Source organism: Actinomyces bowdenii, from assembly GCF_017592395.1.
Classification (GTDB): domain Bacteria; phylum Actinomycetota; class Actinomycetes; order Actinomycetales; family Actinomycetaceae; genus Actinomyces; species Actinomyces bowdenii.
Genome location: NZ_JAGFOU010000003.1, coordinates 13524 through 27152, shown reverse-complemented (window position 1 = coordinate 27152; position 13629 = coordinate 13524). Strand labels below are relative to the sequence as shown.

The 13629-nt window shown below is 71.7% G+C and carries 8 protein-coding genes; 2 read left to right on the top strand and 6 right to left on the bottom strand.

Translation table 11 applies throughout. The features are described from left to right. Positions 1 to 3 precede the first annotated feature (3 nt). Positions 4 to 1665: a proteasome ATPase gene (gene arc, locus J5X07_RS01980; RefSeq protein WP_208478496.1), complete on the bottom strand. Its 1662-nt coding sequence runs from the start codon at positions 1663 to 1665 to the stop codon at positions 4 to 6. Between the two features lie 223 nt (positions 1666 to 1888). Here arc and valS point away from each other — a divergent pair, with 223 nt between their 5' ends. Then, complete coding sequence (gene valS / locus J5X07_RS01975; protein WP_208478495.1) at positions 1889 to 4702, top strand: valine--tRNA ligase; 2814 nt, start codon at positions 1889 to 1891, stop codon at positions 4700 to 4702. 106 nt (positions 4703 to 4808) lie between these two features. On the opposite strand, the gene J5X07_RS01970 is transcribed toward valS, so the two are convergent. The 5 genes from J5X07_RS01970 to J5X07_RS01950 all read right to left on the bottom strand — a co-directional run bounded on the left by J5X07_RS01970 (position 4809) and on the right by J5X07_RS01950 (position 11213). Then, positions 4809 to 5813, bottom strand: coding sequence for a LacI family DNA-binding transcriptional regulator (locus tag J5X07_RS01970; protein ID WP_208478494.1), 1005 nt, complete (start codon positions 5811 to 5813; stop codon positions 4809 to 4811). 45 nt (positions 5814 to 5858) lie between these two features. Continuing rightward, positions 5859 to 7658, bottom strand: a complete 1800-nt coding sequence (locus tag J5X07_RS01965; RefSeq protein WP_208478493.1) for a glycoside hydrolase family 13 protein — start codon at positions 7656 to 7658, stop codon at positions 5859 to 5861. 169 nt (positions 7659 to 7827) lie between these two features. After that, positions 7828 to 8721 (bottom strand): carbohydrate ABC transporter permease, encoded by an 894-nt coding sequence (locus J5X07_RS01960; RefSeq protein WP_124933268.1) that lies wholly within the window; start codon positions 8719 to 8721, stop codon positions 7828 to 7830. Beyond that, positions 8718 to 9758: a carbohydrate ABC transporter permease gene (locus J5X07_RS01955; RefSeq protein ID WP_208478492.1), complete on the bottom strand. Its 1041-nt coding sequence runs from the start codon at positions 9756 to 9758 to the stop codon at positions 8718 to 8720. The genes J5X07_RS01960 and J5X07_RS01955 overlap by 4 nt, the downstream gene beginning before the upstream one ends. A gap of 165 nt (positions 9759 to 9923) precedes the next feature. Then, positions 9924 to 11213, bottom strand: a complete 1290-nt coding sequence (locus J5X07_RS01950; RefSeq protein WP_124933266.1) for an ABC transporter substrate-binding protein — start codon at positions 11211 to 11213, stop codon at positions 9924 to 9926. 400 nt (positions 11214 to 11613) lie between these two features. Here J5X07_RS01950 and J5X07_RS01945 point away from each other — a divergent pair, with 400 nt between their 5' ends. Continuing rightward, positions 11614 to 13461 (top strand): AMP-dependent synthetase/ligase, encoded by a 1848-nt coding sequence (locus tag J5X07_RS01945; protein ID WP_243896333.1) that lies wholly within the window; start codon positions 11614 to 11616, stop codon positions 13459 to 13461. Positions 13462 to 13629: the final 168 nt, after the last annotated feature.

Genomic DNA, 13629 nt, shown 5'->3' with positions numbered 1-13629 from the left:
GGCTCACTCCTGGCGGGATCGGTGCAGGACGCGCATGGAGACCACGGGGGCGCCGCGCCGCCCGGAGACCCGCGCCCAGTCATCGGGGTGGACGGTGGCGGGCAGGCCCTCGTTCTCGGCGATCTCCTCGCTGACGGCCCGCTCCAGGTGCTCGGGCCGCAGGCCGCGCCTGCCGTGGGCCACCAGGTCCTTGACCGCCGCCTTCTTGGCCCGGTCCACGATGTTGGCGAGCATGGCCCCCGAGACCAGGTCGGCGGCGTGGAGGATCTCGATCTGGCCGTCGGCGTGGGTCAGCTCGACCATCTCGGTGCGCTCGCTGCGGGTGTAGAGCCGCTCGACCACGCGCCCGATGAGGGCCTCCACCGCCTGGGGGCGGCCGCCCGAGTCCTCCACCAGCGCCTCGTCCAGGGGCAGGTCGGCGGTGAGGTAGGCGGCCAGGATCTCGGCGGCCCCGGCGGCGTCGGGGCGCCCGATGTGGATCTTGACGTCCAGGCGGCCGGGTCGCAGGATCGCGGGGTCGATCATGTCCTCGCGGTTGGTGGCGCCGATGACCACCACGTTGTCGAGCTCATCGACCCCGTCGATCTCGGCGAGCATCTGGGGCACCACGGTGGTCTCGACGTCCGAGGAGCGCCCCGAGCCGCGGGTGCGGAACAGGGAGTCCATCTCGTCGAAGAAGACGACGACGGGAACGCCGGTGGCGGCCTTCTCCCGGGCGCGGGCGAAGATGACGCGGATGCGCCGCTCGGTCTCCCCCACGTACTTGTCCAGCAGCTGGGGGCCCTTGATGTTGAGGAAGTAGGCCTCCCCCCGGCCCCCGCCGCCCAGGGAGGCGGCCACGGCCTTGGCGATGAGGGTCTTGCCGCAGCCCGGGGGGCCGTAGAGGAGCACCCCGCGCGGGGGCGCGAGCCGGTGCTCCCGGTAGAGGCCGGGGTGGAGGAAGGGCAGCTCGACGGCGTCGCGGATGAGCTCGATCTGGGAGCCCAGTCCCCCGATGTCGCCGTAGCCGACGTCGGGCACCTCCTCCAGGACCAGCTCCTCGACCTCGGAGCGCACCACCGGGCGCAGGGCCATGCGCACGGCCAGGTCGGCCACCAGGGCGTCCCCCACCCGGGGACGGTGGGCCGCCAGCGCGCCGGACAGGGCCAGGACCTGCTCCTCGTCGTGGCGGGCCAGGACGAGCACGGTGCCGTCGTCGTAGGTCTCCTTGACCGTGACGACCTCCCCGAAGCGCGGGGCCCGGGCGCGGGTGGTGATGACCAGGTGCTCGTTGAGGACGACGTCGGCGCCCGGCTCCAGGGCGGAGGCCACCACGGCCGGACCGATGCCCACGCGGTGGCGGCGCCCGGCGATGGACACGTCGGCGGTGCGCTCGGTGGCGTCGACGGCCAGGACGGTGGCGTGGGCCAGGGGCGGGCGCTGGAGGGCCTCGATGTCCTCGTGGAGGGCGGCCAGCTCGGTGCGGGCGGCGCGCAGGGCATTGGCCAGGTGGGTGTTCTTGCGGGTCAGGACCCCGGCGTGCTCGCTCAGCTCGCGCAGGCGCTGGGAGACCTGGTCGGCGGGCCCGGCGCTCCGGCCCGAGTGGCCGGAGGACTCCACGGGCGGGGGCTCCGATGACCGCCCGGATGGGTCCGCAGATGGGTCCTCCACTGGGTTCGGGATCATGCCTGCCATGGTGTCCGCTCGTCTCCTGCCCGCGGGGTCCTCCTCGATCCCGCTGTGGTACGAGTGTACCAAGAGGCGCGGCCGGGGCACCCGCGCCGGGGCACTGCGCAGGCGGCGGCTCGGGCGGCGGCGCCCAGCGCCCCAGCGCGGCGGGCGGTGCCTCCGCCGACCTCACAGCGGGCCGTGTCGAGGCCCGCGCACCGGACGTGACAGAATCACGCCCATGTCTGAGACCTCCTCCTCCGAGCGGACCTCCCGCCACCTGCCCTCCGAGCTCCACAGCCCGCGCGTGCCGGACAGGGTCAGCGCCGATGGGCTGGAGGAGGCCTGGGGCCAGCACTGGGAGGAGGCCGGAACCTACGCCTTCGACCGCGGTGCCCAGCGCTCCGAGGTCTTCTCCATCGACACCCCTCCCCCCACCGTCTCGGGCTCCCTGCACGTGGGGCACGTCTTCTCCTACACCCACACCGACACCGTGGCGCGCTTCCAGCGCATGCGCGGCAAGGCGGTGTTCTACCCCATGGGCTGGGACGACAACGGCCTGCCCACCGAGCGCCGGGTCCAGAACTACTTCGGGGTGCGCTGCGACCCCTCCCTGCCCTACGAGCCCGGTTTCACCCCGCCCCATGAGGGTGGCGAGGGCAAGTCCATCAAGGCCAGGGACCAGGTGCCGGTCTCGCGCAGGAACTTCGTCGAGCTGTGCGAGCGCCTGACCCTAGAGGACGAGAAGCTCTTCGAGGCCCTGTGGCGGCGCCTGGGCCTGAGCGTGGACTGGTCGCACACCTACCAGACCATCGGCGAGCGGGCCCGCCAGGTGGCCCAGGCCGCCTTCCTGCGCAACCTGGCCCGCGGCGAGGCCTACCAGGCCGCGGCACCCGGCCTGTGGGACGTGACCTTCCAGACCGCCGTGGCCCAGGCCGAGCTGGAGTCCCGTGAGTACCCGGGCTTCTACCACCGCCTGGCCTTCCACCTCGTCGATGCCGAGGCCGCCCAGCGCGCCGCCGCGGCCGGGGCCCCGGTGGAGCAGGGCCCCGGCGGCACCCATGACGTGTGCATCGAGACCACCCGCCCCGAGCTGCTGGCCGCCTGCGTGGCCCTGGTGGCCCACCCCGACGACGAGCGCTACCAGCCCCTGTTCGGCACCACGGTGGCCTCCCCCGTCTTCGGCGTCGAGGTCCCGGTCCTGGCCCACCCCGCCGCGGAGCGGGACAAGGGCGCGGGCATCGCCATGTGCTGCACCTTCGGCGACACCACCGACATCGACTGGTGGCGGGACCTGGGCCTGCCGCTGCGCGCCATCCTGCGCAAGGACGGGCGCATCGAGACCGAGACCCCCGAGTGGATCACCTCCGAGGCCGGGCGCGCCGCCTACGCGGCCATGGCGGGCAAGACCGCCTTCTCCGCCCGAGAGGCCCTGGTGGCCGAGCTGACGGCCAGCGGGGAGCTGCGCGGGGAGCCGGTGAGGACCGTGCGCCAGACGAACTTCTTCGAGAAGGGCGACAAGCCCCTGGAGATCGTCACCTCCCGCCAGTGGTACATCCGCAACGGCGGCAGGCAGTGGACCAACCCGGCCTCGGGCAAGGACCTGGCCGCCGAGCTGCTGGAGCGCGGGCAGGAGCTGGACTTCCACCCCGACTTCATGCGGGTGCGCTACGAGAACTGGGTGGGGGGCCTGAACAACGACTGGCTCATCTCCCGCCAGCGCTTCTTCGGCGTGCCCTTCCCCGTGTGGTACCGCGTGGGGGCCGACGGCGAGGTCGACCACGACGCCATCATCACCCCCGATGAGGCCGACCTGCCCGTCGACCCCTCCTCCGACGTCCCCGCGGGCTACACCGAGGACCAGCGCGGCGAGCCGGGCGGGTTCGTCGGCGAGCTCGACATCATGGACACCTGGGCCACCTCCTCCCTGACCCCCCAGCTGGCCTCGGGCTGGCTGGGCGACGAGGACCTGTTCGCCCGGGTCTACCCCATGGACCTGCGCCCCCAGGGCCAGGACATCATCCGCACCTGGCTGTTCTCCTCGGTGGTCCGCGCCGACCTGGAATTCGGCTCCCTGCCGTGGCGGCATGCGGGCATCTCCGGGTGGATCCTGGACCCCGACCGCAAGAAGATGAGCAAGTCCAAGGGCAATGTGGTCACCCCCATGGGCCTGCTGGAGAAGTACGGCTCCGACGCGGTGCGCTACTGGGCGGCCTCGGCCCGCCTGGGCATGGACGCCGCCTTCGAGGAGACCCAGATCAAGATCGGCCGCCGCCTGGCCATCAAGATCCTCAACGCCTCCAAGTTCGCCCTGTCCATGGGCATCCCGTGGGACGCCGATGAGGAGGCGCTGGCCGCGGTTCCGGCCCCGAGCCTGGATGCCTCCCAGGTGAGCGAGCCGATCGACCGGGCGGTGCTGGCGGCCCTGGCCGAGGTGGTCGAGACGGCCACGGCCGCCTTCGAGGACTTCGGGCACGCCCGCGCCCTGGAGGTGGCCGAGTCCTTCTTCTGGACCTTCTGCGATGACTACATCGAGCTGGTCAAGGACCGCGCCAATGACCTGGGGGGAGAGCATGGGGCCGGTGCGGTGCGCAGCGCCCGCACCACGCTGGCCATCGCGGTGGACACCTTCGTGCGGCTCTTCGCCCCCTTCCTGCCCTTCGCCACCGAGGAGGTGTGGAGCTGGTACCGCACCGGCTCGGTGCACCGCGCCGCCTGGCCCGGGGCCGAGGCCCTGCGCCGGGCCGCGGCCGGTGCCGACCCCGCCCTGGTGGCCCAGGCGGGCGCGGCCCTGGCGGCGCTGCGCAAGGTGAAGTCCGAGGCCAAGACCAGCCAGAGGACGCCGATCCTCTCGGTGGCCCTGGCGGCGGAGCCCGAGCATGCCCGGGCCATCGAGGCCGTGCGCACGGACCTGGTCGAGGCCGCCAAGGTCACCGGTCCCTTCACCGTCGAGACCGCTCCGGCCCCCGAGGCGGGCGCGGACGGCGGTACGGCCGAGAGCGCCCCCGTGACCGTGACCGCCGTCGAGCTGGGCCAGGCCCCCGCCAAGAAGTAGAGGGCCCCGCGCCCGCGGTTCTCCCCTTCTGGACGCGGATTCGCCCATCCTCAGGGGGCGGATCCGCGTCCAGAGGGGGAAGACCGCGGTTGGGATGGACGCGGCCTCAGGCCGGCGGCGCCGTCGAGCCCCGGTCGATGAGGCGCGAGGGAATGAGGACCCGCCGCGCCACCGTCTCGCCGCGCGCATGGTGCAGCAGCAGCTCGCCGGCGGTGCGCCCCATCGCCTCACGGTCCACACTGCACTCGCTGAAGGCCGCATCCGGGCGGCCCCGGTACTCGGTGACCCCCAGGGCGATGACGGACAGGTCCTGGGGGATGCGCAGCCCGTAGGCGCGCGTGGCGCAGGCCAGGCCGATGACCGCCACGGGATTGTTGGCCACCACGGCGGTGCAGTCCTCCACCAGTCCCCCGCGCCCCACCAGGTCCGCCCCTACCAGGGCGCTGTCCGGCTCGCTCCGGATCACCGCCTCCATACCCAGCCGGCAGACCGACCGCCTCAGCCCGCGGATCGCCGCATGGTAGGCGTTGGCGTCCCGCCCGCCCACGCGGCGCATGAGTCCCAGGATCCGCCGGTGGCCCAGGGCCCTGAGGTGCTCCAGGGCGCACAGCGCCATCTGGTCGAAGTCCGCGTCGATGGACGGCGCCCCGCCGGCCACCCCGGAGGTCCCGATCATCACCGTGGGCAGACCGGCCTCGCGCAGGAGCCGCTCCCTGAGGTCGCGGCGCACCACATCCATGAGGATCGCCCCATCCACCGACTGGGAGCGCACCATGGTGTCCAGCTCGGTGGCCACCGCCCCCGAGCTGAGCACCGGCAGGACCACCTGGATGCCCCTGCTCTCCAGGGCCGCGCGCGCCCCATCCACGTAGTCCAGGTCATTGGCGTCGATGGTCGTGCGCTGCCTGCGGAACAGCACTCCGACCGACCGCATCCCCCGGGAGGCCAGGGAGCGGGCCGCGGTGTTGGGCAGGTAGCCCAGCTCCTCCACGGCCCGCAGCACCCGCTCCCGGGTCGCGGCAGTGGTGGAGCGCTGCCCGGTGAGCACGTAGGTGACGGTGGAGGGCGAGACCCCGGCCAGCCGGGCGACCTCAGCGCGCGTCGCGGCCATCGCCGTCCTCCTGCTCCGCCCCAGTCCGCACCGCTGCGCCGATCCTCAGCGGGTGGGGCCGTTGGAGTCCTGCGGCTCCCGGCTCCCGCCGGTGCCCTGGTCCTGCCCCGTGAGGGCCGGCGCCTCGGCCCGCCACCAGCAGCAGCCGTTGGCGGGCACGACGACGCCGTCGCTCCGCTGCCCCGCGGGGCCGCCCCGGGCCTCATCGCCCGCCGCCCAGGAGGCCAGGAGCAGCCTGCCGGGCTCGCGGTGGTGGTAGTCGGTGCCGGTGGTGTTGAGCACGATGGTCACCCCCCGGTTGCGCAGCGCCAGCACTCCCGGAGGGGTGCTCAGCCACTGGCATCCTCCCCGCCCCAGGCCCAGCTCCCGTCTGAGGGCCAGGCACCGGCGGTAGAGCGCCAGTGTGAAGCCGGGGTCCTGCTCCTGGGCCGGCGGGCTGTAGGCGCCCCACCCCTGGGGCTGGGGCAGCCAGGTGCGGCCGGTGCTGTTGAAGCCGTAGGACTCGCCACCCGGGCTCCAGGGCAGGGGGACGCGGCAGCCGTCGCGCCCCCGCACGGAGCCCCCGGTGCGCTCCCAGGTGGGGTCCTGGCGCGCCTCGTCCGCCAAGGTGGTGTGCTCGGGAAGGCCCAGCTCCTCGCCCTGGTAGAGGTAGGCGCTGCCCGGCAGGCCCAGCATGAGCAGGCAGGCCGCGCGCGCCCGGGCCAGGCCCAGGGCGGCATCGGGCTGGGGGTCGCCCGGGCCGATGCCCGCATCGGTCCCGGTCCCCGGCGGGTAGCCGAAGCGGGTGGTGTGGCGCACGACGTCGTGGTTGGACAGCACCCAGGTGGTCGGGGCTCCCACGGCGCCGTTGGCCGCCAGGGAGGCGTCAATGACCCGGCGGATCTCGGCCGCCTGCCACCCGGCCCGCAGGAAGGCGAAGTTGAAGGCCTGGCCCATCTCGTCGGGGCGCACGTAGAGGGCGGACTCCTCCTCCGGCTCCACCCAGGCCTCGGCCACGAGCAGCAGGTCGGGCCCCAGCCCGTCCAGGACGCGGCGCCACTCGCGGTAGATCTCGTGAACCCCCGGCTGGTTGAAGGCAGGCCCGGTATCGGGGCGCTTCTCGACGGCGCCGCCCTGCGCCGCCCCGGCCACGTTCCAGCGGTCGGGGCCCAGCTCGTCGTCGGGCAGGCCCGGGGCCTTGGCCAGGCCATGGGCCACGTCGACCCGGAAGCCGTCGACTCCGCGCGCCACCCAGAAGCGCAGGACGTCGCGGAAGTGGGCACGGACCTCCTCGTTGTCCCAGTTGAAGTCCGGCTGCTCGGCGGCGAAGAGGTGGAGGTACCACCACCCGCGGTCGCACTCCTGACCGGTCAGGGGCTCGACCGCCTGCCAGGCTGGCCCGCCGAACAGGGAGCCCCAGTTGTTGGGCGCGGCCCGCGGGCTGTGGCGGAAGATGTAGCGCTCGCGCTCGGGCGAGCCGGGCCCCGCCGCCAGGGCCCGGCGGAACCAGGGGTGGTCCCAGGAGCTGTGGTTGGGGACCAGGTCGATGATGACCCTCAGGCCCGCGGCGTGCAGGTCGCCCACCAGGGCGTCGAAGTCCTCCAGGGTGCCGTACTCCGGGGCGACGCCGCAGTAGTCCGAGACGTCGTAGCCGGCGTCGACCTGCGGGGAGGGGTAGAACGGGGAGAGCCAGACGGCGTCCACGCCCAGGGCCGCCAAGTGGTCCACGTGCCGGCGGATGCCGGGCAGGTCGCCCAGGCCGTCGCCGTCGGAGTCGGCGAAGGAGCGCGGGTAGACCTGGTAGATGACGGCGTCGCGCCACCAGGCGCCGGCATCGGCACGATCAGGGGCATCGAGGTGGGGCATGGCGGGCTCCAGGGGGCGAGGGGCAGCGGGCACCGGCGGGCCGCCAGGGGCCGCCGATCACCGGCGAGGATGGATCGGACAGGCATCGGCCTGAGCCGCCCGCAGTGAGGCGGGCCTCGGGCGGCTCAGGCCGACGAGCCGGTCGTGACTGTGAGAGAACGGGCCGGGGCTACTTCACGCCCCCGGCGGCCAGTCCGGCCACGATGCGGCGCTGGAAGAACAGCACCATGAGGACCAGTGGCAGGGTCATCACCACTCCAGCAGCCATCTGCGAGCCGAAGGGGGTGTTGAACTGCGTGGCCCCGGTGAACTTGGCCAGCAGCACTGTCGCGGGCTGCATCGCGGGGTTCTTGATCATCGTCACGGCCACGAGGAACTCATTCCACGCACCGATGAAGATGATGATCGCCGTGGTGAAGATACCGGGGGCGGCCAGCGGCAGGATGACCTTGCGGAAGGCCTGCCCCGGGGTGCACCCGTCCACCATGGCGGCCTGCTCCAGCTCCTGGGGCATCTGGCGGAAGAAGCTCGTGAGGTTCCACACCGCCAGGGGCAGGGAGAAGGACAGGTCCGGGATGATCATCGCCTGGTAGGTGTCCACCCAGCCCCAGTTGGAGAAGTTCTTCAGCAGGGGCACGATGATGGCCACCAGGGGGAACATCGAGGTGGCGATGATGAGCATGAGCAGCATGCCCTTGCCCCGGAAGTCCAGCCGCGCCAGGGCGTAGGAGGTGAAGGTGGCGACCGCCAGGGCGATGATCGTCACCGCCACCGAGACGATGAGGGAGTTGACCAGGCCGGAGACGAAGTTGTTCTTCGCCGAGAAGACCGCCTCGTAGTTCTCCAGCGACGGGTTGGCCGGCCACCAGCTGTTGTCGAAGATCTCGGAGTCCGGGCGCAGGGAGGAGACCAGCATCCAGTAGAAGGGCGCCAGGCAGTAGATGACGATGAGCCCGATGCCCAGGGTGGAGAAGACCTGGCCCCAGATGTGGCGCTTGAAGCGGTACTCCGCGGGCTTATCCGCCTTCGAGGAGGCGGGAGCTGCTGCGACTGGGGTGCTCATGACTGACTCCTGTTCGCTCCCTGGGCCACGGGCGCGTCAGCGGGACGGCGGCGCTTGGGAAGGAAGGCGGTGACGGGGAGCTTGGCGCCCTTGCGCGGCCTGCGCTCGGTGGAGGCGCCCAGGTCGGCTCCCAGGATCTTGACGAAGGCGAAGGCGATGATGAAGACGTAGAGGAAGAGGATGAGCGCATAGGCCGCGGCACTGCCGTAGCGGGTATTGGAGGCCTCATCCTGGACCAGCATGGACATCGTCTCCACCGAGGCCTTGCGCGGCCCGATGAGGATGTAGGGCAGGTCGAACATGCGCAGGGCGTCCAGGGCGCGGAAGAGGACCGCCACCACCAGGGCCGGCTTGACCAGGGGCAGGGTGATGGCCGTGAAGCGCCTCCAGGCGTTGGCGCCATCGATCTTGGCGGCCTCGTAGACCTCATCGGGGATGACCTGGAGCCCGGCCAGGGTCAGCAGGCCGATATACGGCGCGGTCTTCCACACATCGGCGATGATGATCGCCCACTTGGCGCCCCAGTTCCCCGAGGCCCACATGATGTGCTGACCCAGGATCGCGTTGGCCACGCCGTTCTGGTTGAAGATCCAGCCCCACAGGATGGCCGAGACGGCCGTGGGGATGGCCCAGGGCACCAGGATGGAGGCGCGCACGATCCCGCGGCCCCTCATGGCGCGGTGCATGATGAGGGCCATGGCGACCCCCAGGATCGTCTCCAGCAGGACGGTGACCACGCCGAAGAGCGTGGTGTTGAACATGGCGGTCCAGAAGCGGCCGCCCGCCTCGGTGAAGATCTTGGTGTAGTTCTCCAGTCCGATAAAGGGCTCGCCCTCGGTGTAGAAGCCGGTCTCGGGGTCGAGCCCGGGCTTGCCGTACAGGGACTGGATGAGGGACTGGATGATGGGGATGACGATGACGACGGTGAGGACCAGCACGGTGGGGGCGATGAGGATCATCGCCAGCCGCGACTGGGCCTTGGCTCCTTTGGAGCGGTGGTGCGGATCGGCCGCCTGGGCCGGCGTATGGGTGGTCATGGGTGTCCTTCGCGTGCCGTCCCCGCTTGCGCGGGCCGGGGCGGCGTCCTGGCGCCCCCGCAGGCCGCTGGTGCCGGTGCTCTGACCAGCACCAGCGGCGTGCGCGTGGTGGGCGCGGGCCTGCCGCCCCGCACTATCTGGGTCTGCTGACAGCTCGGCTCGAGATCAGCTCTCGATGCCCTGGAGAGTGGTCTCCATGGCCTTGATGGCATCCTCGGCGGTGGTCTCCCCCTTGATCGCCGGGTAGGTGGCGTCCTGGATGCCCGCGGTGACATCCCCGTACTGCACGGCGTGGGGGCGGCCCTTGGCCTTGTCCAGGGATTCCTTGAGGATCGGCAGGTAGGGGAACTTCTCGAGCATCTCGGCGTCCTCGTACAGGGAGCCGAGGATGGGGGCCAGGGTCTGGGTGTCCAGGGCGTAGCGCTCGGACTCCTCATTGGTGAACCACTTGACGAACTTCAGGGCGGTGGCCTTGTTCTTGCAGTTGGCGGTGATGCCGCAGTTGTGTCCGCCCAGGGTGGGCACGAAGTCCTTGCCGTCGATGCTGGGCAGGGCGGCGACGCCGAACTTGTCCGTCCCCAGGTTCTCCAGGTTGTTGGCGTACTGGTAGGGCCACTGGCGGTAGAAGAGGACCTTGCCCGACTCGAAGGCGTTGCGCCCGTCCTCCTCCTTCCACTCCAGGGCCTCCTTGGGGATGTAGCCGTCCTTGAAGCCGTTGACGGCGTTGTTCATCCCGGCGATGCTCTCGGGGGAGTTGAGCAGGAGCTTGCCCTGCTCGTCGTAGAAGGCCCCGCCCGCGGTGTGGATGAACTCCGAGATGTTGCAGGTCAGGCCCTCGTACTTGGCCCACTGCCCGCCGAAGCCGCCGATGGACTCGTAGCCCTCCAACTTGCGCACGGCGTCGACGGCGGCCTTGACCTCATCCCAGGTGGTGGGGACCTTCGCGCCGGCCTGCTCCAGCAGGTCCTTGCGGTAGAACATGATGGGGGCGTCGGTGGCGAAGGGCATGGCGTAGAACTTCTCGCGGTACACCCCCGTGTCCCACACCGCCTGGATGATGTCGTCGTTCTTCAGCTCATCGGCCGGCAACTCGACGATCCACTGGTTGGCGGCGAACTCCGAGACCCAGATGTTGTCCACGGAGATGACGTCGTAGGTGCTGGAGCCGGTCTGGGCGTTGTTGATGAACTCGCTGCGCTGCTGGTCGGCCTCGGCCGACAGCTCGATGAGCGTGACCTCCTCATCGGGGTAGAGCTTGTTCCACTCATCGATGCGCTCCTGGACCTTGCCCCCGGAGTTGTCCTTGCCCTGCACCCAGGTGATGGGGCCGGTCCCCTCGAAGGCGACGGGACCGCCGGAGGAGCCGGAGCTCTCCTTGGAGCAGGCGGCCGCGCAGGCCAGGGCGATCGCCAGGGTCGAGCCCTGCATGAACCGGCGACGGGGAAGGTGAGCCATGTGTTTCCTCCTTGAAACTCCCGCGGGCGGGAACAGCAGACCGCCGCCCCGTCCCCAGTCGACGCGCGTCGACTGTGTGTCGGACAACACGTTACCGCGGAGTGATGGCATGGTCAATTCCACACGCTGTCCACTGCCGGCCACCGACGAGGGCCCCCGCCCCCGGTCCGGGCCCAGGGCCGATCGCCCCCGACCGGCCCTCCCATCCGCCGTCCGCCCGCCACGCCCCCGGCGCCTCCCCGCACGGGGCCCACCACCCGGGAGCACTGACGTGAAATCCTTCACACCATTGCCGCGCTTCTGTGTCCCCGGGGCAGCCTGACCGCCCGCCCTCCCCTGCAAGAATGACCGGGTGAGCACCCGCACCGACGCCACCCCCGAGGCCACCGCGAGGCCGTCCCTGTACCCGGCCGCCGTCGTCGACGGGGTCTCGGCCACTGAGATCCCCTTCGCCCCCGAGGCGCACTGGACCGTGCCCTGGATGCTGGCCCAGCGCATCGCCCGCAGCGGCGAGGCGCCCCTGGTGGCGCGCAAGTCGGCCGTGACCGGCGCCTGGCAGGAGGTCTCGGCGCGCAGCTTCGGCCAGGAGGTGGTGCGCGTGGCCGCGGGCCTCATCGGGCGCGGCCTCCAGGCGGGCGACACCGTGGGCATCATGGCCCATACCTCCTACGACTGGTTCCTGCTGGACATGGCCGTGGCCCGCGCCGGCCTGGTCTCGGTGCCCATCTACGAGACCAGCTCGGCCGAGCAGATCGAGTGGATCCTCACCGATGCGCAGGTGCGCATGGTCATCACCGAGACCGGGGCCCTGGCCGAGCTCGTGCGCAGCGCCGCGCAGCGCGCGGGCCAGGAGGTCGATGCCCTGGCGCTGGACTCCGACGCCATCACCGTGCTCATCGAGGCCGGCCGCGACATCACCGCGGCCCAGGTCGAGGAGCGCACCGAGGCGCTGCACGTCGATGACCTGTACTCGATCATCTACACCTCCGGGACCACCGGGCGCCCCAAGGGCGTGGAGCTCACCCACCGCAACGCGGTGGGCATCCCCTACCACGGGGTGCGCTACCTGCCCGGGGTCCTGGAGGGCCCCCACGTGCGCCTGCTGCTCTTCCTGCCCCTGGCCCACGTCTACGCGCGCTGCCTCCAGCTGCTCTCCCTGGCCGGGGACGGGGTCCTGGGGCACACCCCGGACGTCAAGTCGCTCCTGGCCGACCTCGACTCCTTCGGCCCCACCTATGTGCTGGCCGTCCCCCGGGTGCTGGAGAAGATCTACAACGCCGCCGACGCCAAGGCCGGCAGCGGCGCCCGGCTCAAGCTCTTCCGCTGGGCCGCGAAGGTGGGCATCGAGTACTCCCGGGCGCTGGACACCCCCGAGGGCCCCTCGCGCTCCCTGCGCAGCGCCCACCGCGTCGCCGACCGCCTCGTCTTCCGCAAGATCCGTGCGCTGCTGGGCCCCCACGCGCGCTGCATCATCTCCGGCGGCGGCCCCCTGGGCATGCGCCTGGGGCACTTCTACCGCGGCATGGGCCTGATGATCCTGGAGGGCTACGGCCTGACCGAGACCATCGGCCCGGTCTCGGTCAACCCCGACTGGCTCAACAAGATCGGCACCGTGGGCCCGCCCGTGTGCGGCAATGAGATCCGCATCGGTCAGGACGGCGAGATCCAGGTCCGCGGCCTGGGCGTCTTCTCCGGCTACCACAACAACCCCCAGGCCAATGCCGAGGCCTTCACCCCCGACGGGTGGTTCCGCACCGGCGACATCGGCTCCCTGGACGCCGACGGCTATGTGAGCATCACCGGGCGCAAGAAGGAGCTCATCATCACCGCCGGCGGCAAGAACGTGGCGCCCAGCATCCTGGAGGACCGCCTGCGCGGCCACCCGCTGGTCAGCCAGGTCGTCGTCCTGGGCGACGGCGAGCCCTTCATCTCCGCCCTCATCACACTGGACCGCGAGATGCTGCCCCAGTGGCTGCGCAACCACGGGCTGCCCGAGATGGGGGTGGTCGAGGCCTCCACCCACCCCCAGGTGCTGGCGGCCCTGGACCGGGCGGTGGCGCGCACCAACCGCGCCGTCTCCCGCGCCGAGTCCATCCGCTCCTACCGGGTGCTGACCACCGACTTCACCGAGGCCAACGGCCTGCTCACCCCATCCCTCAAGGTCAAGCGGGCCGAGGTCATGCGGGCCCACGCCCAGACGATCGCCGAGATCTACAGCGGCTCCAGGAAGGGCCCCGTCGACTCCTGACCTCCGGCCCCGGCCCTCCCCTTCCAGGAGGAAGCGCCGGGGCAGTGGGTGCGCGGCCTGCGGCACTGGTGCGGACGCGACCTGATCGCCGGGCCCCACAGGAACCGCCCTGCACCGCGGAGCGCACGCGCGCCCGCGGCTCCACCCACCGGACGCCGTCAGCGCACC